Genomic DNA, 23,241 nt, shown 5'->3' on the forward strand with positions numbered 1-23,241 from the left:
CCGCCTGCTTGGGGCGGGGGTTGCGGCTGCGGTAGGAAGCGACGGTGCCGAACACGACCATGCCCGTGGCGGCGACCGCCGCGGCGATCGGCCCGCCCGCGATGCCCGCCGCGGCGATCGTGGACACAGTCGCATTCGCACCGGACAGGGCCAGCGGCGCGACCGGCCACCCGCCCGGCGCGTCCTCTACCTGCGTCTTCTGCTCGCCTGCCTTGTCCACGGCCGGTGCAGGGGCCGGGGTGGGCGGGGTGTCGGTGTTGGCGGGGGCCACTACCGCTTCGGTACTGGTGTCGGTCATGCTGAGAGCACTCCTTTCCGGAGTGAGTAGCAGGACCCGAACGCGCTGGTCAGAAGGTGGCGTTCGGGTCCTGCGCCTGTCGGTGGGGTGCGCTGTTCAGACGTGGTCGTGGGTGGGGTGGGCGGCGGCGATCTCCTGCCAGCGGCGGCTCTCGGCCGCGGACGCGTGACGCATGCGGACCTGGAAGGTGCAGCCCGGGGCCGTGCAGCGGTGCACCGTGCTTTCCGCGGCCTCTGCCACGCGGAGCAGCAGCCACAGCGCGCAGGAGAAGACCCCCAGGACGCACGGGGCGAGCAGGCCGAGCGGCACGGCGTAGGAGTGGAGCTGCACGCCGATGGAGAGGGCCACCGCGAGAGCGAAGCCGATGATCAGGACGCCGGTGATGCGACGCCAAGTCGGGTTCCGGTCCATGAGGACTCCCAGTTCAGGCAGGGGTTTTCAGGCGGCGCGCTGTTCCTCGGGGGCGGCACACGGGCCGCACATGCCCAGCGAGGGCGGTATGACGTAGCCGGCGTCCTGCGAGCACTCGGGGCAGATGCGGCGGGCGGCGTTGGCCTTGGCGAGCGCCGCCCACCGGCCCGGGGTCATCGGGCGTACGGGCTTGGCCTGGTCGATGCGGTAGAGGTAGGCGACCAGCGGGCCCCGCCGCCGGCGGGGCCGCTCAAGCTGCGCGGCGACATCCTGCCCGCCGGGCCGAAGCCCGAGCGCACGCAACTGCCGCAAGGTCGCATAGCCGTCCGGTGCCAGGCGCCAGCGGTAGACGGGGAGGGCGGCCATCAGCGGCCGGTGCCCGCCGTCAGCGCAAGGCGCGAGGGCTCTTGCGTGCCTGCGGTGAGCTTCGCGTACACGGTCTGCACGTACGACGGTGAACGGGTGGACTGGCGTGCAGCCGACCGGATGGACTCGCCCTGTTCCCAGCACTCCCGGATGACGTCCAGGGCCTGTTCAGTGGACAGCCGCTCAGGCTCCCGCTCGTCGTCCTCGCGCTCGTGCGAGTGCGGGGGGACGGTCAGGGTGTACGCGTGCTGTGCACCGCAGATGACCAGTGGCGACGCGACCGGAACCGGGCGCTTCGCCGTAGCCGGTGCGGGTGGGGCGGACACGGTGGACACCTGCTGTGCGGGGGCCGTGTCCACCGCGGCGCGCGGGGTGTCCACCGGGCCGCGCAGGACGGCGATGCGGTCCAGGATCGCGCGCCGGTAGTAGGTGATGGCCTCTGCCAGAACGATCAGCAGGACAGGGGGAATCGAGTGCAGGACAAGGCCCGCCGGGTCGATGTGGCGGGGCATCCCGAACGGGGTCGCGGCCGGCCACAGCGAACTCCAGCAGTTCATCAGCCAGGTACTCAGGCCGGCGAACCAGCGCAGTGTCGTCGCCCACCCCGAGGGGTTCACCCCGTGCTCGGACAGGCGGCCATCCACGATCAGCACCGCCCCCAGCGCGACAGCCACTATCGGATCCAGCAGCCACGCGATCACAGCGGGGATGTGGTGGTCGATCGCGAACAGCGTCACGTTCGTCGCCGTGAACGCCATCGCGACCACCGCGACCGTCACCAGGACCCGGGTCAGGTTCGACTGGAGAGCTTGCAGCGCCTGAATCTGCTCGTCGGGTGAGGTCTCACGACGCATCGCGGCCCCCCGGGCCGATCGCGGCTCCGGGCTGCAGGACATCCCCGTAGGCGACCAGGCGGACGTCGACGCCGGCGTAGTTGGCGGCGCCTTGCAGTACCCACGTCAGCCCGCCGCCCTGCGTGGCGAACCGCACGTCATCGTGTGCGATGCCCAGCGCGTAGCGCCACGGCTCGAACGTTCCCAAGTCGTCGTGCAGGGACAGGTCCAGACGCGTCGGGAAGATGGGACTGATGCCCACGTGCGGGGCGGGCAGATGCCCGAACTCCGCCATCAGGGCGAGCAATGCCCGTACCGGCGCCGCCAGTTCCTTCATCGTGTCGGCGTCGTTCATGCCGCAACCCCCACACTCTGCGAGGAGAGGCGGGCCGGACGGCGCACGGGCTTACGGCGCGAACGCCGCACCACAGGCCGGCCGGACAGCGGGCTCGTGCGCAGCAGACTCTCCGCGAACTCAGCCAGCTCCGGGGCCGACAGGTGCAGCTCCGCGAGGACTTCCCGCGCCACATCCAGGCGCGCGGCCCGCTCCCGCTCGGACTCGCCACCGGCCGGACCGGTGAACAGTTCCAGGTCGATGCCCAGCGCCAGTTCCGTGAACTCGGACGCCGTAACAGCTTCATGACCAGCAACGATGAACTTCATGGGTCGTGACTCCCTAGCAGTAGGTACGGCCCGAACAGCGGCCCCGGTGTTCCAGCACCGGGGCCGCGCGCCGTAGAAGGAATGCCGCTGTAGTGCGGCGATGCGGTCCGCGAGTGCGGCCGCCAGGGGTGGTTCAGAGCTTGTGCAACTCGCCCGCGTTGCACAGCACCGGGGCGATCAACAGACCGATGTGGTCGACGGTCCACCGGCCACCCGTCAGGGCGCCCGGCGGAACCTCGTCGACAATCCGGCCGGTCTTGCCGGCCGCGCGCGGGTCATCCGCGCAGGACACGATGCGCACCTTGTCGCCGGCCTTGAACGACATCACGTGCTCCCCTCCGGGCCGGACACTCCGGCTCCCCGCCACCCCGCCCGTCCGGATGCCCCGCAGGGCTCCCGCACGGACGAAGGAGGCAACCGGCCGCGGCCATCAGGCCGCGGGACCAGGAGGATCGGACCGAGGTCACTGCGGGCGTCGCCGGCCGGTCCATCGCGGCGGCGCCGGGGTATGTCGTCGGTTCACACCGACCCCCTCACGAACGAAGGGACACGGCTTCACCGGCACGCCGTTGCCACAGCGCACCAGCCCCGAGCCGGGAAGATCGGGCGCGTCATCATCACTGCTCTGACGCCAGCAGGACGGCGCGCACCAGGTGGAACCCCGGGGCTGACTGCCCCCCAAGAGCGTTCTCCAGAGCTAGCGCGCAGGGCAGGACAGGTTCACCTGCCACGAAGTGGCCGCCGCCGGCCATCACCCGGGCCGCTGCGGGGACAGGGCCCGAAGCCCCGTCGATCACAAGATCACTGTTGAGTTCTCAAGCCGCATTCGCTTCCTTCGAGGCGATCCGCCTAATACGGACCTCTCCGGGCGTTTGTGCAGGTCAAACAGGTCATTCGGGCTCTCCGTCCCTTGCGGGACTGAGGCACTCGCTCAACTGCATCTCAGAGTGCACTCTGAGACAGAGTGCGTCAAGTGCCCTTGGGGAACAAGCAGCCTGGGGCACTGGTTCTAGGTCTGAGGCTTGGGCACTATGAGGCAGAGACAGAGACGAGACTTGGGGTGCAGATGGTCGAGTGGACCGGCAAGTTCGCCTATCAGCAGGTAGCCGATGACCTGCGGCGACGGATCGCGGATGGTGAATTCGCCGACACCGGGCAGCTCCCCTCGTACGGGGATCTCCAAAAGAGCTACGGGATCACGGTGACCGTGGCCCGCACTGCCATCAGCCAACTCAAGACCAATGGCCTCGTGGTGAGTCACCAGGGCAAAGGCGTCTTCCTGACCGCCGGCGCCGGTAGCGCCGCCGCACAACTCGCGGATCCGGTCGGGACCATGGCCGAGCTGCGCGAGGAAGTCGAGAAGCTGCGAAGCGAGGTCGGGGAGCTGCGCCAACGCGTCGCAACCCTGGAAGGCAACTGACCTTCCGGCGTGCCGGGGTGGGGCCTGCGGAGCCGTGGCGCGTGGCATCTGAACCTCCTCGTTCGGTGTGCGACAAGTTCACCGCCACGGCGCCGAAACATGTATCACGTCCCGCTACTTGAGAAAGTCCGAGCGGTTTTATACATCCGCTTATACATGCGCTATCACGAATTTCCACAGAGCTAGTCGGGTCGCTACACTCGCGGCTTCGACCAGCTATCTAGGAGGGGCAGATGGCTCGGAAGCACCCTGATTGGAAGCCTGATCTCCTGCGGATGCACCGCGACGAGGTAGGGCTCACCCTGGAGGACACCGGGGAGAAGCTCCGCGAAATCGCGGAGCGCCACGGCTTCAATATTGCCGCGAACTTCCAGACAATCTGGGGCCACGAAAAAGGTTCGGTATTTCCCGGTCCGCATTATCGCCGGGCGTACTGCCGCCTCTATCGTCGCAATGAGGCACAACTCGGCTTCCGTAAGGCCCTGCCCGGAGAGGATGCCCCTGTGGAATCCGTACCGGCGCCCACTTTGGCTGAGCGAAAGCTCCCCGATCAACCAGACGCAGTGCGTCAAGCACTGGGCAGCATCCGCGAAGGCACGAACGATGTGGACGGCGAGGCTCTGCGTAATCGCATCGTCAATGCATGGCGTCACGGCGCCGCAGGGAGCGGCATTGACGGCCCCGTCGTGGTTTTGGTGGGAGGCTACGCCGGATCAGGGAAGTCAGAGTTCGCTAAGTTCCTCGGAGGTCTCACCAGTTGGCCAATCCTGGATAAAGACTCGTTGACTCGCCCACTCGTCGATCGGCTTTTGGTTGCACTCGGCGGAGAGGCACACGACCGGAGTTCTGACCTCTATCGGGAAAAGGTGCGCCCCCTCGAATACCGGTGCCTCATGGAAGCCGCATGGGACAACCTGGACTGCGGAATCTCCACGATCCTGGACGCTCCATTTATCTCCGAGTTCTCCCGCTCCGAATGGATGCAGCGATTCCAAAACCGTTGCCGTTCGAAGCGTGTCTCTGTCGCGACCATATGGGTCGAGTGCGACCCAGAATCGATGCGTGAATACATCGAATTTCGAGGGGCAGCACGCGATGCCTGGAAGATGGAGGCGTGGGACGACTACGAGGCAGGGCTCGACTTGAAGATGCGCCCGCAGGGCCCGCACTTCGTCGTCGACAACCGCCTCGGCGCGGCCGTGGCCCTGGTCGATGAAGCGCGCGACGTCCTGAGCGGAGGTGGACTGTGAGCCCCTCCGGCATCGTCCTGTACGGGCCTCCGGGGTCCGGCAAGGACACGATCACAGCCGAACTCTCGAATCTGCGGCCGGAGTTCACGCTCTTTCAGCGGCTCAAGGCGGGCCCCGGTCGGACCACGGGATACCGGCTCACAACACCTGAGCACATCGAGGAACTGGCGCAGGCCGGAGAGGTTCTGTACCGCAACAGCAGATACGACGCGGAGTACGCCATCGACCGCGGCGAGGTGACCGCGCTCGTCAGTTCCGGACGCATCCCGGTCCTCCACATGGGCCAGGTAGCCGGTGCTCGCGCCGTCGCTGCCCACCCCATCAATTGGGTGCGCGTACTCCTGTGGTGCCCTGAGGATGTGACGCGTCAGCGCTGCCAAGACCGCGGCGACAGGGACGTCGACAAGCGTCTCAAGGTCTGGCACGAGACGCGGCAGGATCTCTTGGACCATGCAGCGGAGCCCTGGTCACTCGTCATTCGATCCGACCAGCTCAGCGCGGCTCACGCAGCACAGGCCATCGACGAGGCGCTGACGGCCGGCGCACCTACCGAAGTTCGCGACATCCGGGGGCTGGTCGGATGACCATCGTCGGAGTTCTGCACCCGGGCAGTATGGGCGCCGCGGTTGCAGCACAGGCCAAGCTCGTCGGAGCCGAGGTTTTGTGGTGCCCGACTGGACGCAGCTCAGCAACAAAGGAGCGCGCCTACAAGTCTGGCCTTGCCGCCGAGAGCAACTTGCCGGAACTAGTCGACAAAGCTGACGTCATCCTCAGCATCTGCCCCCCGGCTTACGCGGAGGACGTAGCTCTTGAGGTCTCCACTCATGGGTTCGCAGGCACCTACGTGGATGCCAACGCGATCTCTCCGGCCACGATGGCCCGCGTCTACGCTATCGCGTCCCGGGGCGGGGCGACCGTCGTGGACGGCTCCATCATCGGTTCACCCCCGTCCGACTCGAAGACGCCCCGGCTCTATCTATCCGGTCCGGAGGACGCTCTTGCGTCTGTGGAATCGCTCTTCGCGGAGTCGGCGGTTCACACACACACGCTCGCCGGCGGAGTCGGGCGGGCCTCCGCGCTCAAGCTGTCGTACAGCAGCTACCAGAAGACGAGTCGGGTGCTCGCCGCGGTTTCGTATGCCCTTGCCCGTGACTACGGGGTAGAGGAACAGCTGCTCGACATCGCGCAGGGCCGCGCTACCAGCTACCTCGCGGAGACCAGCTACATCCCGAAGGTGGCTGCGCGGTCCTGGCGCTGGGGGCCGGAGATGGAAGAGGCCGCCGCCACTCTCCGGGAAGCTGGGCTACCCGCGGAACTGGCAGAGGCATCAGCCGCCGTCATGAGTCGTTGGGAGGATCTCAGGGATTCGGACCTTGGCATCCCTGAAGCAATCGAATATCTGCACGATCCTTCGGAGAGTCAGCCGGACTAGCTCTCCGCTTGCCGCATGGCCGCGATAGCCTCCGCGACGTCTGACACGACAATGTCGGGCCTCCGGAGGCCATCGGCCCATGCACGGCCGTGGGCCACCCACCCGGTACGGAGTCCCACCGCGCCGGCTCCCTCTATATCTGTCTCGGGGTTGTCCCCAACCATCCATCCCCCCGCGCTCAGCCGGAGGCCACACAGGGCTGCCGCGGCCTCGAAGTGCTCGCGCGCAGGCTTCCTGGCCCCGACTTCCTCTGAGACGCAGATGCCCTCGAAGTACCCCGCGAGTCCGGCCGCAGCCAGCTTGGTCCGCTGGATGTCCCCCGCCCCATTAGTCGCGATGCCGAGCGTCCACCCGTCGCCGCGCAGCGCACCCAGCCCTTCCCGTACCCCTGGGAAGCAGCGCACGGACCGAGCGATGCCCACGACGTACTCACGCCAGAGGGCGTCAGAGTCGTCGTTGAGCCCGAGGGTCGTGCGGAGGTGGACGAAGTCCGCCGGATAGGCCCGATCTCGGAGCCGTTCGCAGATGACTGACTGCGCTCCCTTATCCAGCCCTCGCGACCGCACGAAGCCGCGAGCCCAGTCCTCCATAGCTCCCTGGCGGTCAATGAGCGTGTTGTCCAGGTCGAAAAGTGCCAGCACACAGCGACCGTAGGGGACCAGTGCCCGTCAGTTTGTGAGAGCGGCGCTCGGGGTGGCTCACTGCGCCCAGCATCAGGCTCACTTCCGCTGTCACTCGCTGCGTAGTCGACGCACCGCAGTGAGCCCCTGCACGGGCGTACGTCGTCATCTCATAAAACTCATGCGTTTGTTTACGTAACTTGTGTCCCATAGAGATTCACCAGTCACAATGCGTCATTGCGACCCCTTCGTTACGTCCTCTACCTTCAGAGGTTCATTCATCCGGGGGGAGAGTATCTTGCTGCCTGACCCGCACGAGGAGTACAGAGAAAAGTTCGCCACGTTCAGCATAAAAGAAGCGGACCTAAAAGCGACTCGCACCCTACAGAGGATCAGTTGGCTGATTCTTTTAGGTTCTCTAGCTTTAACGGGGACGCTCGGATATACCGTAATCGTCGGCATCTGGAGAGCGGACGGCGGTGTCACTCGAACACTCTCGCTGATAATCGTCAACATTTTATGGATCGCGTGCGCGTACTGGCTTCGATATAACCACAAGAAGCTGGTTATGAAAACGAACGCATTTCGCGAGGCTCTACAGAAACGTCAGACCGCAGCTGCCCAACTCCCTCTCGATACGGACTCAGGCCTGCGCGTATATCGGGAATCTTCACTCGATGTAATTGCCTCTTACCGGGCGCAGGCGAGCCGTAATCGACGCGTGCACAATGCATTTCAGCTAGTAATTATTACGGGGTCCATCGTGGTCTCCACCCTCACGGCAATGAATGAGGGATCAAACAAAGCACTATCGATCGTAACTTCGGCCCTGAGTGCGTTGGTCGGTATCTCCGCCGGAGTCACCGGATACTTCAAGTTCCGTGAGCGCGGCACTACCTCGCAGTCGACAGCAGACGACATAGAGAAGAACTACAACGCAAGCGGGTTCCAGCTAGACGCCTACGCGGGGATGGAGGAATTCCCTCGTCTCATTCTCTACGCCGGAACCGTTGAACGGATCAAGGAAGAACAGCGTAAACGCGAAATCCAGCTGGAGCAGAGCGCCTCACGTGACGAGCGCTCAGCGCAATGAGCAGCCGCGGAGAAGGAACCGAGCGCCATGGTTTCCCGACGCGGGCCGTATCGCTAACGATGACCCGCTGGTTACTAGCCCCACGATGGCAGTGGCGTACTCGCAGGCTGCAAACCGCTCACGGATCCACTATGACCTACGAAGATGCCTGGTGTTTGATCGCACTCGCTGACGATGTGGCCAATCTGCCCTACGTTCGGCGGCGCACACGCCCTGTGCCTGGCGTGCCGCCAGGGGTGATGGTCGATGTGTGGGTGCAGCTCGACGCAGCCGAACAGCGGCGGCGCCAGGCCTTTCTGGCTCGGCACAACCGCACCCCACTGCACTTGTTGGGGGTCCCTGAGGAACTCATTGAACTGGCCGGCCTTCGCATCACGGAATGGGCCCTGCCGCCGAACGTGCCGTCTATGTCGCTGGTAGTCCAGCAACGGCCAGAGCCAAGGTGAACCCACTAGTCAGCTTTCTCAGCCCCTGCGGACTATGTACTGGGCCATCAGTGTCCGGCTCTCAGGGCTCGACATCCTGCGCCACAGCACGGAGCGCAGACGCATCTGGCCTGACGACCCCTGAGAGCGAACGCGATCGGTTCTGCTTAACCGGACGGGGTCTTGGGGTGAGCTAAATCAGAGGGGCCCGGAGGGCCCCGCGTGGGCCATACGTGGGCCAGGGGAAGGGCAGCGAGCCCCAGCGGTGCAGGCTGCGGCCAATGCGCAGCGACGGTCGACCTCGAAAGCTCGCCACCCAGACGAAGTTGGGTTGTCAGAGGCCGGGGATACGCTGCGGCGTGTGAATGAGCTTCTGAGCAAGGTTCTTGAGCTTCAGCCATCGTGGACGGCCGCGAACACAGAGGAGATGAAGGCGCGGGGCGTCGTCATCAGGCATGAGCTCCCCGAGTTTCTTCGGACGCATGGGCCTGCCCTGGCTGACGCCCTTGGCACACCACACGACAACCTGGGTGTTGAGGGACGGGACGCGACGGGGCTCAAGACTGAGATCCCGTGGGTCCGCGTCTTCGGTCGTGAACAGTCGCCGAGGGCTACCACCGGTTGGTATGCGGTCTACCTGTTCAGCGCTGGGGGTGACCGCGTCTACCTGTCTCTGAACCAAGGGACGACCGTGTGGAGCGGGGGCGACTTCAAGGCGCGCAAGGCCGAGGACCTTAGGGCTCGGGTTGGGTGGGCCCGTCCGTTCCTCGCCGACCAGGTAGCTGGCCGGCCGGAACTCCATGATGAGATCCAGCTCGATGCAACCCGTCCGCTTGGCCGCGGCTATGGACCTGGGAACGTACTCGCCTTCGAGTACTCCCGCGATGCGCTGCCTTCGCAGGCCGTTCTGATCGATGATCTGCGCTACATGCTCGGCTTGCTTCGCACAATCTATGAAGCTGAGCGCTTGGCCCCGCACATCCCCGGAGACCCGGCTCCCGAGGTGCTGGAAGCCGAGCGCACTGCTGCCATCGCGGCGGGGCGACGCACCCGCATGGTCGCGCGTCCCATGCGGTCTGGCCAGGGCTTCCGACTCACCGCAGGGGAGCGGAGCGCGCTCGAGAGGCACAGCGTGGCTGCGGCGACGGCGTACTTCGAGGAGCAGGGTTGGAACGTTAAGGACGTCGGCAATCGGGAGTCCTTCGACCTTGAGTTGAAGCGGGGCGAGGAGGTTCTACGCGTGGAGGTCAAGGGAACGACCTCGGCTGGCCACGATGTCATCCTGACTAGGGCCGAGGTGGAGAAACAGAGGCGGTACTACCCGGCAAATGCGTTGGTCGTCGTCCACTCCATCGTCCTCGATCGCACCGCGGCAGAACCGGTCGCCTCAGGCGGAGTGCTTCACTGCACGTCGCCCTGGGAGATCGCGGACGAGGACTTGACGGTGATCTCTTACGCGTATCGCACCGCAGTGGGTGACGGGGAAGTGAGCCAGAGCGTCCAGAGCGCTATGAACGTTCTCGCGAGCGGGTCTCGAAGCGCCGAGCCGAACGAGTCCGTGATCCCGTAAGAGCGCGGGAGAGTCGCGCAGCACTTGATTGTCAGTGGTCACAGGTACGCTCGCACAGCGCTGCGCTGCAATGTGCGGCCGTTCGACCGCCACCCGAAACTCTGGAGATCGCGTGCAGCCAGTCAAGATCGTCGACTTGTTCGCCGGACCTGGTGGCGTGGACGTGGCTGCGGAGAAATTGGGAGTGCCCACTGTCGGCGTTGAATGGGATGCCGACGCCTGCGAGACCCGTCGCGCTGCTGGCCTGGGCACAGTTCAGGGCGACGTGCGGCAGTACGGTCCGGCCGATTTTCCGGAGGCAGACGTGCTGGCCGGCGGACCGCCGTGCCAGACCTTTACGGTCGCAGGCAGCGGGGCGGGCCGTAAGGCCCTGGATGACGTGCTCAAATTCGTCGACCGCATGACTGCTCGGGTCGACCGCGAGCAGATTGTTAGCGATCTCGCGAACCTGGATGACGAGCGGACCGGCCTCGTACTGGAACCCCTCCGATGGATCTTGGAAGCCATCGACGTGCAGAAGATGCCCTACGAGGCAATCGTCCTGGAGCAGGTTCCGGCGGTGCTCCCTGTGTGGGAGGCGTACGCCCGGGCCCTCCAGAACGAGGGGTACTCGGTTGACTTCGGACTCCTACTCACGGAGGCCTACGGCGTTCCGCAGACACGGAAGCGGGCCGTGCTGGTCGCGCGCCGGGGCGAGCACGACGTGAAGCTGCCCGCCTCTACTCATAGGACTTACCGTAAGGGGGTTCCACGAGATGCTGGAGATGCATCGAAGGAGCCGTGGCGCACCATGGGCGACGTGATCGAGCGAGGAACGCCCTTTGAGGTCATCTCGAACTACGGAACGGGTGGCGACCCGAAGCTACGTGGGCGCAGGACCTCGTCTCAGCCTTCTGCCACCGTGACTGGCAAGATCCGCCGAAACCGTGTCGTCTCCCTCGCCGGGGCTGAGCTGGATCGGTTCAATCATTCCGAAGCGGGACGGCTGCAGACCTTTCCTGCCGACTACCCATGGTCCGGTCGCGACATTGGGCAGCAGATCGGGAACGCCGTTCCCCCACGCCTGGCGATGCATGTACTGAGTGCCGCCTTCGGCTGGTCTCCTCCGAGTGAGGACCTGTTGGCGAAGCTTGATTCGTGGCACCGACTGCCGGAGCAGGCCGCGACGACGGCTGACGACGGGGTGCTGGTCCGGGCCTGACACTTTTGTGCCCTCCTCGAAGCCCGCGGAGGAGGGTTCGTCGAACCAGGCTGAGTGGCTGCTGCCACACTTCAGCGCGTGACGATACAAGAGGGTCTGTGGTTGCCTGAGGAGCCTGCTCAGGCTGGCATGCAGGATTCGCGTGCGTTGGCTGCGAAGCACTCGCGCCGTAATTCGTACCGGACTTGGGAGCTCCCTACTCAGCCCATGAGCAGGGTGCCGCGTGAGTGGCGGATCCAGTCCGGCCTTACGCAATCGGTCCCCGATGACCTTGCCCCGTTCGTGGAGTGGTTCTACAGCCGGCCGGAGGCGCGGGAGCGCTTCCGATGGGCGCTCCGCGACTCCCTCGACGAGTTGCTCGATGGCCAGCGGACGGGGCGCTGGGCGTACCAGCACCTGACGAAGACCGAGAAGACATATCTCGGCACGGCCGTCGAGGTGAACCTCACCAAGGAGTTCGCGATCGACAACGGCGCAGACCTCGACTGGTCCATCGCCGGCCGCGATATTGACTGCAAGTTCTCCAAGGATCTCGGCGGCTGGGAGATCCCGATGGAGATGTATCTGTGCGCCGACCATGGTGAGCGGAGTGGCCGTGACGACCATGCTGCAGTCGTCACCTGGATTGACGACGACACGAGCCGGTGGGCCGCTGGCATAGTGCGGATCACCGATGAGCGCTTGCGTTGGAAGAGAGCGCCGGGTGCAAACGGCGACCTCGTCCGTGCATACAACCGAGACAACAAGCGCAAGCTCTCCGATGGAGCCAAGTCGGACGTGTACTGGCTTTGGGGTGGGCTCCAGACAGACCTGCCGACGAACCTGCTGCTCCACCTCGAACGCGAAGTACGCGAGCAGATTCTCTCTGCATCACTGCCGGGCCGAGCCTCGTCGGGCCAGCAGCGGGTGAATAGGCTGTTCCGCGAGGTGCAGGAACGTCTCATTGGCCGACAGGCAGTGTTGACCGTCGGACAGCAGGACGACGCGCCGAAACGGGCCCGTGACGCCCGTATAGCTCTACGCCCCAAGGGCATCGTTGTGCTGGGGCACCAAGGATCACACCCACACGTCGCCCGCGCGCTTGGGCTGCTGGCACCGACCAAGGGTGAGTGGATCTCCACCCGCCTCGTTCCTGTCTCATCTGACGATGAGCGGCCGAAGTTCTCACTGGATGGCCAGTTCTGGGCGCGCCCTCGCGGGGAGGAGCTGTTGGCCTCTCCCGTTCCAGCGCCCGACCTTCCTGATAAGCGAAGGATTGATGGGCAGACCCCTTGACCTGGCTCTCGTCCCCCAGATGGCCCCCAGCAGAGGGTGGCGCACGAAACGCCGCAGGTCGTAGGCGGTGAACGGAGCCCGCTGTAAATCTGCCGGCTCAGCCTTCCCAGGTTCGAATCCTGGCGCCGCCACACTTGGGGAAGCCCCCTCCGGATTCCGGAGGGGGCTTCATCGTTTTCTAGGCCAGATGTTTCTCCAGGAACGAGACCTCCGCCGCGACGGCCTGTTCGTGCGCCTCCAGGAACGGGGCGTAGTGGCTGCCCGGCAGGCGGACCACCTCGGACCTCGGCGCGTTGTCCGCCGCCCGGACGCCAGGCTCCGCAAGGACGCTCCGGTCCTCGTCGCAGACGACCACCAGCAGGGGGCACCCGATCCGGGAGGCATGCAGGCCGGGCCGGTACCCGCCGATCTGGAGGGCGATCCGGGCGGCGACCGTCCGTTCCCAGTCCGTGTGGCGCCCGTCGGGGTCCAGGGCCCGGTCGCCGTCCATGGCGTCCGGCGTGGTGAGCGAGGCGACCTCGCCCCGCGCTCCCGCCGTCGGGACCAGCAGCGGCGGGCGCCCGAGGAGGCCGCCGAGCACGTCCGCGACAGCCCGGCCCACAAGCCGCAGGGCCGCGAGGGGCGTCATGGAGCGCAGCGCGTTGGGTGCGGCCGCGCGGCCGTCGGCCAGCGGGGTCTGGGCGATCGCGCAGGCGAGCCGCGGATGGTCGGCCGCGACGCGCAGGACGTGGCCGCCCGCGAGCGAGAAGCCCCAGGCCGCGATCCGTTCCGGGTCGACATCCGGCAGCCCGGCCGCGCAGGCGATCGCGGCTTGCCAGTCGCCGATCTGCTCGTCGATCCGCACGATCTGGCGCGGAGCGCCCCCGCTCTCTCCGAACCTGCGGTGGTCGAAGGCCAGGACGGCGAATCCGGCGTCGTTGAACCGCGCGGCGAAGAGGTCCGTGGCGGGCTCCTTCGTCACCGAGGTGCCGCCGGCCATGATCACGCAGCCGCCGTTGGTGCCCGGGTAGTGCCAGGCGGCGCACGTGGTGTCGCCGCTGGTGAAGCGTACTTTTTCCCGTTTCCTGGGCACGGGCGGGGACGCGGGCGTGGGCGTGGCTACGGACGTGGGCGCAGGTGTGGCTACGGGCACGGGCACGGGTGCCGATTGGGGTGTACGCACGGGGACCTCCGGCGCTGTCGGAGTGGAGGTGGATGACATCCATGCTTGGGGCGGTCTCCCCGGGACCGGCGCCGTACCGCGCCGTCATGGGCGAAACTGGCCGTCATGGCGCGCGTATCGGCGGATTCCGTACTGAGCCCGGGGGACCAGCGGCTGGTGGCCGCCCTGCAGTGGGACGGCCGTCTCACCGCGGAACGGGCGGCCCACGTGCTCGGCCTGAGCCCTGCCACCGTGCGCCGCCGCCTGCACGCGCTCGCCGCCGACGGCACCGTGCGCGTGGTCGTCTCGCCCGTCGCGCGCCCCCGCAACGGGGGCTCGGCGGGCGCCCTGTTCCTGCGGATCCGGGTCCTGCGGGGCAAGCTCGACACGATCGTGGCCGCGCTCGCGGCGCGCGAGGACATCCCGTTCATCGACGTCACCACCGCGGGGGACGAGATCTTCGCGGTCGCCCGCACCGAGCCGGGATCACGCGATCCGCTGGTCTTCCGCCAGCTGCCCTCCACCCAGGCGGTGACGTCCCTGGAGAGCGCCACGATCCTGCACGTCTTCCGGCTCACCTCCGAGTGGCGTCACGACGTGCTGAGCGCGGCGGAACGCACGGCCCTGAGCCCGGCCGCCGGAACCGGAACCCCGGCGGACCCGCACGAGACGGTCCCCGGCTCTCCCGGGCCGTACGGCGTCGAGGCCGACGCCCTCGAACAGTCCCTCATCGAGGCCCTCACCCCGGACGCGCGCCTGACCGCCGCGGCCCTGGCGGCGCGCACCGGCCACCCGGAGACCACGGTGCGCCGGCGCATCGCCCGACTCACGTCCCAGGGCCGTCTGGTCACCCAGGTCCTGGTCGACCCGCGCCGCCTCGGGCTGCCCATCGAGGCCAAACTCTTGCTGCACGTGGCCCCCGACCATCTGGCCGCCGCCGGCCGCGCGCTGGCCGACCACCCCGCGGTGCACGGTGCGTTCGCGACGTCGGGTCCCTCGAACCTGCACGCGGCCGCGTACTTCACCGACCTGACGGCCCTCTACGGGTTCCTCTCCCGCGATCTGGTCGGTCTGGGGATCAGCCATGTCGAGACGGCCCTCGTCAGCCGTGCGGTCAAGCGCACACCCGCACCGGTCGCGCCGCCCGCTCTTTCCCATCCGTAGGCGACGACTTCCTAGACGACGACTCCCTAGGCGACGATTCCCTAAGCGACGACTGCCTAGGCGACGACTCCCTGGACGGCTATGCCGTATGCGACTACGTAGGCGACTCCTCGTCACCTCCGTTGTACGTATCCCTCCCGCAGAGGTCCCCCGACCAGCTCCAGCACCCTCTCCACCGCGCTCGCCAGCGGTGCCGGATCGGCGTTCTCCGCGACGGTCAGGTGGCCGTGGAGCAGGGCTTCGCCGAGGTCCGGGTCGGCCTGAAGAAGGCGGCGGGGGAGCCAACGGCCGATGCCGGTCCAGGTGTTGTGGTGCGCGGTGAGGAGGTGGGCCGCCTCATGGAGCGCGTCGTCGGCCGTCGCGAGCTGCTCGTACCGCTCGGTCCTCGGGGTGTCGAGCAGGTCGTCCAGCCAGCAGGTCAGGACGTAGCGGCTGCGTTCCCACTGGGCAGGGGTCAGCGGGACGGGGCCCGCCGCGAGCAGGTCGCGGGCACGCGCGCGTGCCCGGCTCACGTGCCCGTGCGGATCGAGGAGCGGGATGCCCTCCCCGTAGATGAACAGCATCGTGCCGCGACGCAGGACCCGGTCCCCTTCGAAGACGTCGGGCAGCTCGGGGAGCCGGTGCAGGAAGAGTTCCGCCAGGCGGCCCTCGTAGCGGATCTGTTCGCGGCGGCTGACGTCCGTGGCGGGCAGCAGGACGGCCAGATCCAGGTCGCTGGTCGGGCGCGCTTCGCCCCGGGCGGCCGAACCGCCCAGGACCGCGCCCAGGGCGTTCGGATGGCGCTCCGCGAGCAGCCGCAGAGCCTGGTCGGTGAGGAGACGGGACGCTTGATCATCCATGCGGACGGGTCTACCGGCGGACTCGCCGTCCCGTCCACACCTTTAGGCGACGGACTACGTAGGCGACGGCTACGTAGGCGACGGACTACTGCCGGGTGCACTACAGGCCGCACTCCCGCATTACAGGCCCGCATTACAGGCCCCCATTACAGGTATGCACTACAGCGGCGGCGCTACACGAGTAGACATCTGCGCATGGTGTGCACTTGTGTGACGCAGAGTGCAGCCCTAGGGTGAACCGCCTTATTGCATACGGATGTTCGGGCCCGAGTTGTCCTGAGGGCCCTGAGGTCCTGGGGTCCTGGGGGCGGCGTGGAGATCAAGAAGACAGTGATCCGTGAGGAAGAGCGGACCAACCGCAGGCCGGCGATTTTGGAGAAGAGGCCGATCCGCTGATCTGCTGGGAGAGGGCGGCATGCGCGTTCAGTTGGTGACCATGCCCTGGCACCCGATCGATCTGCCCTCGCTGCAGGTGGGGCTCTTGCACCAGTTGTTGCGGCAGGTCCGGCCGGACGACGAGGTACGCGAGTTCCACGGCTCGCTGCGCTGGGCGGAGTTCCTCCTGGAGCGCTCCGGCGGCCGGTTGCGGCCCGGCGACTACGAGGCGATCGGCAGCGACTCGATCTTCCACGGGCTCGGCGACTGGGTCTTCTCCGGCGTGCTCTACGGGGACGAGAGCTGGGGCGTGGCAAGGCTCCACGCGTACGCGCGCGCCCGCGCCCTGTGCGCCGACACCCTCACCACCGTGTCCGAGATGCGCGCGCTCGCCGCCGAGTACATCGACCGGTGCGCTGACGAGGTGCTCGGCCACGACCCCGATGTCGTCGGGTTCACCAGCACCTTCATGCAGAACGTGTCCTCGCTCGCCCTCGCCCGTGAACTCAAGCGGCGCCGACCGCAGTTGACCGTCGTCTTCGGCGGCAGCAACTGCGAGGGCCCCATGGGCCACGCCCTGCACCGCAACCACCCCTACGTCGATCACGTGGTGCGCGGCGAGGGGGAGTACGCCTTCCCCGCACTTCTCGCCCACCTCGACGCTGGCACCCCGCCCGACGACGTACCGGGGCTGTGCTGGTGGGAGACGTCCGACGGCGGACGCCGGTCCTCCCGGGTGTCGCGGGCCAACACCGAAACCCGCCGCACCGTGGCCCCCGCCGACATACCGTCGCCCGACTACGACCAGTGGCATGCGGAGATCGAGGCGTCGCCGGTCATCGAGTACGTGTATCCGAAGCTGGTCGTCGAAGGGGCCCGCGGCTGCTGGTGGGGCGAGAAGCACCACTGCACCTTCTGCGGCCTCAACGGAACGGCCATGGCCTTCCGCGCCAAGCCCGGCGAGCGGCTGTGGAGCGAGATCGACCGGCTCGTGCGCCGCCATCACATCCTCGACATCGTCACCGTCGACAACATCATCGACATGGCGTACTTCAAGGACTTCCTGCCGCGCGCCGCCGAGAGCGGCTGGGACCTGCGGATGCACTACGAGGTGAAGTCCAACCTCAGCCGGGAGCAGATCGCCCTGCTGGGCGAGGCCGGAGCCGTCCTGCTCCAGCCCGGGATCGAGAGCCTCAGCAACCGCGTCCTCGACCTCATGGACAAGGGCGTCTCCGGCGCCCGCAACGTCCGTACGCTGCGGGAGTTCGACAACCACGCGATCACCTGCACCTGGAACTACCTGTACGGCTTTCCGGGCGAGACCGCCGACGACTACGCGCGCGTGCTCGACCAGACGCCCGCGCTCGTGCACCTCCAGCCGCCCGGCGGCGCTCATCGCATCCAACTGGAGCGGTTCAGCCCGCACTTCACGAACCCGGCCCTCGGCTTCGGCAAGCGCCACCCCGCGGAGATGTACCAGCACGTCTACGAGCTGCCGGAGGACGAACTGGCCGATCTCGTCTACCTGTTCGACACCGAGGACGCGGGTATCGGCGGTGAGATCGAGGACCGGTTGCTGCGGGCCGTCGTGCAGTGGCGGGCCGCACACGCCGCTTCGACGCTCGTCATGACGGAGACGGGAGAGGACGGAGAGGCCCTTCTGGTGCGCGACCGACGGCAGGGCTGGCCGCCGCGCACCTACTGGTTCAACGGCTGGCAGGCGGCCGCCCTGAGCCACCTGGAAGAGGGCCGAACCGCTCCCGCCCTCCACCGGCACCTGACCGAAGGCCGACACCGCGTATCGCAAGAGGAACTGGGGGAGTGGCTCACCGAGGCGCTCGCCCTTGGCCTGCTCTTCCGCGACGACCGCACCTACGTGTCCCTGCCGACCCGGTCCGCCCCGATCCGCGTCGACCGGGCATCCCCGGAAGCCACCGATCTCCTACCGGAGTGCGACACCCCGGCTGCCGCCGATCTCCTACCGGAGTGCGACCCCCCGGATGCCGTCGCGCCCGTCCAGGATTGCGATACCCCGGATGCCGTCGCGCCCGTCCAGGAATGCGGCACCCCGGCAGGCATCGGCCCTGCGCGAGAAGCGGTGGGCGGATGACCGCACGGCGCGCCGCGCACTCCGCCGTACTGCCCGATACCGTCGCCCACCGGATGACCGGCACCGACCGGACCCACGTACGGGTGTCCGAGCCGCTGCTCCTGCGGGGAGACGGCCGCAGGACCACACAGGCGGTCCAGTTCCTGCGGGAGTGCCTCGGTCACGGGCTGCGTGTTACGTATGACGTCGACCCGGTGACGTATGACGTCGGGCCGGCAACACGTGACGTCGGACGTGTTACGTATGACGTCGAGCCGGTGACGCGTGGCGTCGGGCCAGTGACATGTGACGGCGAGCGTCATACGTATGACCTGGCTGCCCCCGAGGCCCCAGATGCCCCCGACGCCCTCCGCGCCCTGCGCCACCTCCCTCCGCCGGCCCCGCACGCGGACGAACCGGCCGAGTGGACCTCCTGGCGGGACGATCACGCCGTCGGAATGCTCTACCAGCGCCGGGGCCCCGGCTTCGTCACCGTCATGGACCGCAGGGAACGCCCGCGATCGGCCCGGTTCACGCTCGACCACCCCGATCTGCTCGCCGCCTTCGACGCGCTGCAGGAGGCCACGCCTCTCGACGCGCTCGACGCCGTGCACCGGGAGGGCGCGGCGCTGCTCGCGGGCGAGCGGCTCGCGCTGATCGTCGACGGGTGGGCGGTGGCGCTGCCGGCGCGGCTGCGCCGCTGGCCCGTGCCCTGCACGGGGATCTGACGGGTGGCGGAAGCGGGGGAGGGGGTCGCGGTTCCGCTGTGGCGGCACCGCCCGTTCGTCCTGTTGTGCGGCGAGCAGGTCGCCAGTTCCCTGGGGCGGCAGATCACGGCCCTCGCGCTGGCGCTGCTGGCGGTCACGGGCATGGGCGCCGGGCCGTTCGGGGCGGCCGCGCTGCTCGCGCTGACCTATCTTCCGGGCGCCCTGCTGAGTCCGCTCGCCGGGGTCCTCGTCGACCGGGTGCGGCTGCGGAACCTGCTCGTCACGGTCACTGCCGTGCAGGCCGTCGTCGTCGGCTCGGTGCCACTCGCGGACGCGACCGGGCACCTGGGCCGCGCCCATCTGTACGTCGTCGCCGTCGTCTCCGGAGCCCTGACCTTCACCCTCTCCGTGGCCCTGCAGGCGGCGCTGCCCCGGGTCGTCGCCTCCGCCCGGCTGCTCGGCGCCAACTCCGCGCTGACCGCGGCCCGTACCGGAGGACAGATCGGCGGCCCCGCGCTCGGCGGCATCCTGGTCGGGCTCGTCGGCCCCGCCCCGGCCCTGTGCGCGGGCAGCGCGGCCTACGCCCTGGAGGCGCTGTTCGTCCTCGCCCTGCCGGCCGTCCTGAACGTACGCGGGGAGCAGAGCGCGCGGTCGCCGCTGGACGCGCTGCGCTCGGGCCTCGCCGTCGTCCGCGCCCAGCCGCGGTTGCGCCGCATGGTCCTGTCGGGCGCGGGCCTCAACTTCGGCAGCGGCGCCGCCACCGCCCTGTACGTCTTCTTCGCCACCCGTGAACTGCACCTAGAAGCATGGCAATTGGGCACTACGTACGCCGTCTACAGCGCGGCCACGGTCGCGGGTGCGCTACTGGCGGGTCGTTTCGCGCGCACCACGGGGCTGTGGCGGGCCACCCAGGTCTGCGGTCTCGTGGCGGGCGCCGCGGTGTTCCTGATCCCGGCCGCCGCGCTCGGCGCGGGCTTCGTCCTGCTGCTCGCCTATCAGGTGACGTACGGGCTTTCAGGCACTGTCTGGATGATCTCCATGACGACGACACAGCAGCAGGTCACGTCGAAGGACATGCAAGGACGCGTCGCCGGGCTCGTCCAGTCCGTGCTCCTGGCGACGGTCCCGGCGGGTGCGCTCGGCGGCGGCGTGCTGGCCGCCTGGCTCGGCAACGTACCCGTCCTGCTGGGTTCCGCGGCGGTCGCGCTCGTTTCGGCGGCGACCCTGTGGGCGCCGGTGCGCACTGCGGAGGGGGAACCGGTCACGGATGTGCCGAGTCGCCTGTGAGCCGCGTTCACACCCCGCGGCGTGCTGCGGGCCCGCTCGGCGTGGGCACACGGGGAAACCCCTTCAGCGACCCTCTGAGGGGGTTTCACCGTGTGCCCGCGCCGATCACGACGCAGACTAAGAACCATGTCGTCGACCCTGACCTCAGCCGCCCGCCGCCGAAACTGCCCGGAGTGCCGCCGCGACATCGCCGTGGTCGGAGGCCGCTTCGCCCGTCACGACCCGCCTGGAGCCCGCGCGGCGGGCGAGCTGGTCTCCTGCCCCGGCTCCCGCCGCCAGGCCCAGCTCGGCGCGGTGCAGGACGCGCTCGACGGGTACGCGGTCCCGCACGTACCGGGGCAACTGCCGCTGTTCTGAGGTGTTGCCGAGGCTCTGAGGCGCCGCCGAGTGACGGCTCAGTGCCCCGCGACCGCGCCGCCGAGTGACGGCTCAGTTCTCCGCGACCGCGCCGCCGAGTGACGGCTCAGTTCCCCGACCGCGGCGCCGGGCGTCGGCTCAGTTCCCCGCGACCGACTTCACGGCCACCGTCACCGGCGTCGACCCGGAGATCAGCTCCAGCGTCAGACCGGCCGTGGCAGGGGTGTCCACCAGCTCGGCGAGGACCGCCGCGACGTCGTCGCGCGGCACCGGACCGCGCCCGGTCGACGCCTCCAGACGGACGAGCCCCTTGCCCGCGTCGTTCGTCAGTGACCCGGGCCGCAGGATCGTCCAGTCCAGGCCCGTGCGACGGCGTACGTCGTCGTCGGCCGCGCCCTTGGCCCGCAGATATACGTCGAAGACCTCGTCGCCCCGGTGCGCGGCGTCCGCGCCCATCGACGACACCACGACGTACCGGCGCACCCCGGCCCGCTCCGCCGCGTCCGCGAACAGCACGGCGGCATCCCGGTCCACGGTGTCCTTGCGGGCGGTGCTGCTGCCCGGGCCCGCGCCCGCCGCGAAGACGGCCGCGTCCGCGCCCTGGAGCTTCGCGGCGACCTCTTCCACGGACGCCGACTCCAGGTCGCACAGGACCGGCTCCGCACCGGCCGCCCGCAGGTCGTCGCCCTGCTCGGCGTTGCGGATGATCCCCGCCACCTCGTCCCCGCGCGCCGACAGCAGCTTCTCGAGCCGCAGCGCGATCTGACCATGACCCCCAGCGATGACAATGCGCATGCTTCCGACCGTACGCCGGACAGAGACGGTTCACCGCGCAACCATGTCGTCGGCTCGTGAGTCACATGGGCACCGCGGCGACGTCCGCCCGCGGGTCTCATTCAGGAGCCACTCATCAGCGTCATACGTAACACCACCCTCACCGCGGCGGGCTGCACGGCCCTGCTGCTCGCCACGACCGCGGCCTGCGGCACCGTGGAGAACCTCACCGCGGCCCAGAAGATCGACCGTGCGGCGGACGAGCTGGGCGAACGGCACTCCCTGTCAGTGGAGTTGGGTCTGGACGCGACGCCGTCCGCCCTGACGAAGCTCGCCGGCGAGTCCGACGGCGAGGTACTGCCGCCGCAGATGGCCAAGGCGCTCACGAAGTCCCACGTCAGCGTCTCCGTACGGTCCAGGAAGCCGCTCGCCGACTCCGGCGAGAAGGACATCGTCGGCGCGGGCCTGAAGTTCACCGGTCCCGACGGTGTCCTCGCCGAGTACCGCATGGTCGGCGACTTCACGTATTACCGCATGGACCTCAAGGCCTTCTCCGGCCTGACGGGCTTCCCGGCGCCCAGCGCCGACGAGCTGCCCGCCGGCGAGGAAGGGGAGATGTTCAAGGCAGTCGTCGAGGGCAAGTGGGTCAAGTTCAAGACCGACGACCTCACCAAGGGAACGGAGAAGAAGCCGGCCAAGGGCTCCGCGGACGACTCCCTGGACGCCGGAACCCAGAAGAAGGTCATGAAGGCCGTACGCGGTGCGCTCCAGCACAACGTGACCCTCACCGACAAGGGCAGCAAGGACGGCACCGAACACGTCACCGCCAAGGCGCCGTTCCGAACGCTCCTGACGGACCTGTTCGACAAGCTGCGCCCGCTCTCCGACGAGCTGCCCGAAGGCGCCGAACTGCCCACAGAGAAGGACCTGAAGGACGCCCCGAACAAGAAGGTCGCCGTCGACTTCGCCATCAAGGACGGCACCCTGACCCGCATCTCCATGGACGTCGCCACCCTCGCGGACGACGCACAAGGAGTGAAGGCCCCGCTGTACGTGAAGTTCGGGGAGGCGGCCGGCATCAAGGCCCCGGCAGGCGCCCGGGAAGTCCCGGCGTCGGCCCTGCTGCTGGGCAGCCCGTTCGCCGCGGGCGGCCTCTCCTAGCCCCGGAATCCCGGCACGGGCACGCGCGCGTGGAACTCGCGTGCCACCACGCGCACGTACGCCCCTGTCAGGCCGAGCCGCCGCCGTACTTGGCGGCGCGGCCCTGGCGCGGCAGATCGAGCGCGACCGCCGCCGCCGAGTCGCAGTACTCCCGCACCGCACTGGTCCGGGCGACCACACGCCCCCGGTGCACGACGATCCGGCTGTACGCGAGCGAGAGCGCCCCCGCGAGGCGTTCGCCCCGCACCGCGAGCAACTCCGCGGGAAACCCCGCCTCCAGGCGCACCTCCGGCAGGCCGAGCGCGGCCCTGGCCGCCGAACTCACCGCCTCGTACGCGTCCTCGGTGCGCATCCCGTACTGCGAGGCCAGCAAGTAGGCGGCCTCCAGGGGATCGCCCCGGCCCACCGGGTTCGCCATGTCCCGCATCGCCCCGCTGCCCGCGGTGATCCGCACCCCGGCCGCCCGCAGCAGCCGCACCGGCGCGACCCC

25 protein-coding genes, 1 tRNA gene and 2 pseudogenes are annotated in these 23,241 nt (G+C 68.3%); 16 read left to right on the top strand and 12 right to left on the bottom strand.

Annotated features, from left to right (window positions below):
• The 7 genes and pseudogenes from G3I40_RS08650 to G3I40_RS08680 form a co-directional block, all read right to left on the bottom strand.
• Window positions 1-298: pseudogene (locus G3I40_RS08650) on the bottom strand (hypothetical protein); the annotation flags it as partial.
• 96 nt (window positions 299-394) lie between these two features.
• Window positions 395-709: a hypothetical protein gene (locus G3I40_RS08655; protein ID WP_164301567.1), complete on the bottom strand. Its 315-nt coding sequence runs from the start codon at window positions 707-709 to the stop codon at window positions 395-397.
• A 27-nt stretch (window positions 710-736) separates the two neighbouring features.
• Window positions 737-1,075 carry an RRQRL motif-containing zinc-binding protein gene (locus tag G3I40_RS08660; RefSeq protein ID WP_164301568.1) on the bottom strand — a complete coding sequence of 113 codons (339 nt, stop codon included), beginning with the start codon at window positions 1,073-1,075 and terminating at the stop codon, window positions 737-739.
• The gene (locus tag G3I40_RS08665) at window positions 1,075-1,929 is read right to left on the bottom strand and encodes a hypothetical protein (RefSeq protein WP_164301569.1); all 855 of its coding nucleotides are present in this window, start codon (window positions 1,927-1,929) and stop codon (window positions 1,075-1,077) included. Before G3I40_RS08665 ends, G3I40_RS08660 begins: the two co-directional genes overlap by 1 nt.
• On the bottom strand, window positions 1,919-2,263 hold the full coding sequence (locus tag G3I40_RS08670) for a hypothetical protein (RefSeq protein WP_164301570.1): 345 nt from the start codon (window positions 2,261-2,263) through the stop codon (window positions 1,919-1,921). The genes G3I40_RS08665 and G3I40_RS08670 overlap by 11 nt, the downstream gene beginning before the upstream one ends.
• Entirely contained in the window at window positions 2,260-2,571 is a 312-nt protein-coding gene (locus G3I40_RS08675) for a hypothetical protein (protein ID WP_164301571.1), read from the bottom strand. The genes G3I40_RS08670 and G3I40_RS08675 overlap by 4 nt, the downstream gene beginning before the upstream one ends.
• Before the next feature lie 133 nt (window positions 2,572-2,704).
• Window positions 2,705-2,896, bottom strand: a complete 192-nt coding sequence (locus G3I40_RS08680) for a hypothetical protein (protein WP_164301572.1) — start codon at window positions 2,894-2,896, stop codon at window positions 2,705-2,707.
• Window positions 2,897-3,637: 741 nt separating this feature from the next.
• Between G3I40_RS08680 and G3I40_RS08685 the strand changes: the two genes are divergently transcribed.
• From G3I40_RS08685 to G3I40_RS08700, 4 genes are all read left to right on the top strand, one after another.
• Window positions 3,638-3,991: a winged helix-turn-helix domain-containing protein gene (locus tag G3I40_RS08685; protein ID WP_239091613.1), complete on the top strand. Its 354-nt coding sequence runs from the start codon at window positions 3,638-3,640 to the stop codon at window positions 3,989-3,991.
• Between the two features lie 233 nt (window positions 3,992-4,224).
• Window positions 4,225-5,241, top strand: coding sequence for an AAA family ATPase (locus tag G3I40_RS46405; RefSeq protein ID WP_203643693.1), 1,017 nt, complete (start codon window positions 4,225-4,227; stop codon window positions 5,239-5,241).
• The gene (locus tag G3I40_RS08695; protein ID WP_164301574.1) at window positions 5,238-5,825 is read left to right on the top strand and encodes a guanylate kinase; all 588 of its coding nucleotides are present in this window, start codon (window positions 5,238-5,240) and stop codon (window positions 5,823-5,825) included. Before G3I40_RS46405 ends, G3I40_RS08695 begins: the two co-directional genes overlap by 4 nt.
• The gene (locus tag G3I40_RS08700; RefSeq protein WP_164301575.1) at window positions 5,822-6,673 is read left to right on the top strand and encodes a DUF1932 domain-containing protein; all 852 of its coding nucleotides are present in this window, start codon (window positions 5,822-5,824) and stop codon (window positions 6,671-6,673) included. The genes G3I40_RS08695 and G3I40_RS08700 overlap by 4 nt, the downstream gene beginning before the upstream one ends.
• Here G3I40_RS08700 and G3I40_RS08705 read toward each other — a convergent pair.
• Window positions 6,670-7,314, bottom strand: a complete 645-nt coding sequence (locus G3I40_RS08705) for an HAD family hydrolase (protein WP_164301576.1) — start codon at window positions 7,312-7,314, stop codon at window positions 6,670-6,672. The two genes, G3I40_RS08700 and G3I40_RS08705, sit on opposite strands and share 4 nt — an antisense overlap.
• 277 nt (window positions 7,315-7,591) lie before the next feature.
• On the opposite strand from G3I40_RS08705, the gene G3I40_RS08710 reads away from it, so the two are divergent.
• The 6 genes from G3I40_RS08710 to G3I40_RS08735 all read left to right on the top strand — a co-directional run bounded on the left by G3I40_RS08710 (window position 7,592) and on the right by G3I40_RS08735 (window position 12,988).
• Entirely contained in the window at window positions 7,592-8,386 is a 795-nt protein-coding gene (locus tag G3I40_RS08710) for a DUF4231 domain-containing protein (protein WP_164301577.1), read from the top strand.
• 131 nt (window positions 8,387-8,517) lie between these two features.
• Window positions 8,518-8,832 (top strand): hypothetical protein, encoded by a 315-nt coding sequence (locus tag G3I40_RS08715; RefSeq protein WP_164301578.1) that lies wholly within the window; start codon window positions 8,518-8,520, stop codon window positions 8,830-8,832.
• Between the two features lie 340 nt (window positions 8,833-9,172).
• Window positions 9,173-10,381 carry a DUF3578 domain-containing protein gene (locus G3I40_RS08720; protein WP_343244862.1) on the top strand — a complete coding sequence of 403 codons (1,209 nt, stop codon included), beginning with the start codon at window positions 9,173-9,175 and terminating at the stop codon, window positions 10,379-10,381.
• A 112-nt stretch (window positions 10,382-10,493) separates the two neighbouring features.
• A complete protein-coding gene (locus G3I40_RS08725; RefSeq protein WP_164301579.1) occupies window positions 10,494-11,582 on the top strand; it encodes a DNA cytosine methyltransferase in 1,089 nt (362 codons plus the stop codon).
• Between the two features lie 207 nt (window positions 11,583-11,789).
• Complete coding sequence (locus G3I40_RS08730; protein ID WP_164301580.1) at window positions 11,790-12,857, top strand: NaeI family type II restriction endonuclease; 1,068 nt, start codon at window positions 11,790-11,792, stop codon at window positions 12,855-12,857.
• A 63-nt stretch (window positions 12,858-12,920) separates the two neighbouring features.
• Window positions 12,921-12,988, top strand: a tRNA-OTHER gene (locus G3I40_RS08735).
• A 47-nt stretch (window positions 12,989-13,035) separates the two neighbouring features.
• On the opposite strand, the gene G3I40_RS08740 is transcribed toward G3I40_RS08735, so the two are convergent.
• Window positions 13,036-13,929 (bottom strand): alpha/beta fold hydrolase, encoded by an 894-nt coding sequence (locus G3I40_RS08740; protein ID WP_343244863.1) that lies wholly within the window; start codon window positions 13,927-13,929, stop codon window positions 13,036-13,038.
• 195 nt (window positions 13,930-14,124) lie between these two features.
• On the opposite strand from G3I40_RS08740, the gene G3I40_RS08745 reads away from it, so the two are divergent.
• A complete protein-coding gene (locus tag G3I40_RS08745; protein WP_164301582.1) occupies window positions 14,125-15,162 on the top strand; it encodes an Lrp/AsnC family transcriptional regulator in 1,038 nt (345 codons plus the stop codon).
• Window positions 15,163-15,275: 113 nt separating this feature from the next.
• Here G3I40_RS08745 and G3I40_RS08750 read toward each other — a convergent pair whose 3' ends face one another.
• Complete coding sequence (locus tag G3I40_RS08750; RefSeq protein WP_164301583.1) at window positions 15,276-16,001, bottom strand: nucleotidyltransferase domain-containing protein; 726 nt, start codon at window positions 15,999-16,001, stop codon at window positions 15,276-15,278.
• A 415-nt stretch (window positions 16,002-16,416) separates the two neighbouring features.
• Between G3I40_RS08750 and G3I40_RS08755 the strand changes: the two genes are divergently transcribed.
• The 4 genes from G3I40_RS08755 to G3I40_RS08770 all read left to right on the top strand — a co-directional run bounded on the left by G3I40_RS08755 (window position 16,417) and on the right by G3I40_RS08770 (window position 20,816).
• Window positions 16,417-18,486: a RiPP maturation radical SAM C-methyltransferase gene (locus G3I40_RS08755; RefSeq protein WP_239091612.1), complete on the top strand. Its 2,070-nt coding sequence runs from the start codon at window positions 16,417-16,419 to the stop codon at window positions 18,484-18,486.
• On the top strand, window positions 18,483-19,193 hold the full coding sequence (locus tag G3I40_RS46410) for a DUF5825 family protein (RefSeq protein WP_203643694.1): 711 nt from the start codon (window positions 18,483-18,485) through the stop codon (window positions 19,191-19,193). Before G3I40_RS08755 ends, G3I40_RS46410 begins: the two co-directional genes overlap by 4 nt.
• 3 nt (window positions 19,194-19,196) lie before the next feature.
• The gene (locus G3I40_RS08765) at window positions 19,197-20,459 is read left to right on the top strand and encodes an MFS transporter (RefSeq protein WP_164301584.1); all 1,263 of its coding nucleotides are present in this window, start codon (window positions 19,197-19,199) and stop codon (window positions 20,457-20,459) included.
• A 126-nt stretch (window positions 20,460-20,585) separates the two neighbouring features.
• Entirely contained in the window at window positions 20,586-20,816 is a 231-nt protein-coding gene (locus tag G3I40_RS08770) for a hypothetical protein (RefSeq protein ID WP_164301585.1), read from the top strand.
• A gap of 138 nt (window positions 20,817-20,954) precedes the next feature.
• Here G3I40_RS08770 and G3I40_RS08775 read toward each other — a convergent pair whose 3' ends face one another.
• On the bottom strand, window positions 20,955-21,611 hold the full coding sequence (locus G3I40_RS08775; RefSeq protein WP_164301586.1) for an SDR family oxidoreductase: 657 nt from the start codon (window positions 21,609-21,611) through the stop codon (window positions 20,955-20,957).
• A 195-nt stretch (window positions 21,612-21,806) separates the two neighbouring features.
• On the opposite strand from G3I40_RS08775, the gene G3I40_RS08780 reads away from it, so the two are divergent.
• Entirely contained in the window at window positions 21,807-22,751 is a 945-nt protein-coding gene (locus G3I40_RS08780; protein ID WP_343244864.1) for a hypothetical protein, read from the top strand.
• Between the two features lie 67 nt (window positions 22,752-22,818).
• Here G3I40_RS08780 and G3I40_RS08785 read toward each other — a convergent pair.
• A pseudogene (locus G3I40_RS08785) lies at window positions 22,819-23,241 on the bottom strand (hydrolase); the annotation flags it as partial.

It is taken from the genome of Streptomyces sp. SID14478 (assembly GCF_010548525.1).
Classification (GTDB): domain Bacteria; phylum Actinomycetota; class Actinomycetes; order Streptomycetales; family Streptomycetaceae; genus Streptomyces.

Excerpts from the sequence above, each read along its gene's own strand:
- G3I40_RS08680 (WP_164301572.1), bottom strand. The coding sequence starts at position 2,896 with ATGTCGTTCAAGGCCGGCGACAAGGTGCGCATCGTGTCCTGCGCGGAT.
- G3I40_RS08685 (WP_239091613.1), top strand. The coding sequence starts at position 3,638 with ATGGTCGAGTGGACCGGCAAGTTCGCCTATCAGCAGGTAGCCGATGAC.
- G3I40_RS08700 (WP_164301575.1), top strand. The coding sequence starts at position 5,822 with ATGACCATCGTCGGAGTTCTGCACCCGGGCAGTATGGGCGCCGCGGTT.
- G3I40_RS08755 (WP_239091612.1), top strand. The coding sequence starts at position 16,417 with ATGCGCGTTCAGTTGGTGACCATGCCCTGGCACCCGATCGATCTGCCC.
- G3I40_RS08770 (WP_164301585.1), top strand. The coding sequence starts at position 20,586 with ATGTCGTCGACCCTGACCTCAGCCGCCCGCCGCCGAAACTGCCCGGAG.
- G3I40_RS08670 (WP_164301570.1), bottom strand. The coding sequence starts at position 2,263 with ATGAACGACGCCGACACGATGAAGGAACTGGCGGCGCCGGTACGGGCA.
- G3I40_RS46410 (WP_203643694.1), top strand. The coding sequence starts at position 18,483 with ATGACCGCACGGCGCGCCGCGCACTCCGCCGTACTGCCCGATACCGTC.
- G3I40_RS08775 (WP_164301586.1), bottom strand. The coding sequence starts at position 21,611 with ATGCGCATTGTCATCGCTGGGGGTCATGGTCAGATCGCGCTGCGGCTC.
- G3I40_RS08660 (WP_164301568.1), bottom strand. The coding sequence starts at position 1,075 with ATGGCCGCCCTCCCCGTCTACCGCTGGCGCCTGGCACCGGACGGCTAT.
- G3I40_RS08745 (WP_164301582.1), top strand. The coding sequence starts at position 14,125 with ATGGCGCGCGTATCGGCGGATTCCGTACTGAGCCCGGGGGACCAGCGG.
- G3I40_RS08665 (WP_164301569.1), bottom strand. The coding sequence starts at position 1,929 with ATGCGTCGTGAGACCTCACCCGACGAGCAGATTCAGGCGCTGCAAGCT.
- G3I40_RS46405 (WP_203643693.1), top strand. The coding sequence starts at position 4,225 with ATGGCTCGGAAGCACCCTGATTGGAAGCCTGATCTCCTGCGGATGCAC.
- G3I40_RS08730 (WP_164301580.1), top strand. The coding sequence starts at position 11,790 with ATGAGCAGGGTGCCGCGTGAGTGGCGGATCCAGTCCGGCCTTACGCAA.
- G3I40_RS08675 (WP_164301571.1), bottom strand. The coding sequence starts at position 2,571 with ATGAAGTTCATCGTTGCTGGTCATGAAGCTGTTACGGCGTCCGAGTTC.
- G3I40_RS08715 (WP_164301578.1), top strand. The coding sequence starts at position 8,518 with ATGACCTACGAAGATGCCTGGTGTTTGATCGCACTCGCTGACGATGTG.
- G3I40_RS08750 (WP_164301583.1), bottom strand. The coding sequence starts at position 16,001 with ATGGATGATCAAGCGTCCCGTCTCCTCACCGACCAGGCTCTGCGGCTG.
- G3I40_RS08655 (WP_164301567.1), bottom strand. The coding sequence starts at position 709 with ATGGACCGGAACCCGACTTGGCGTCGCATCACCGGCGTCCTGATCATC.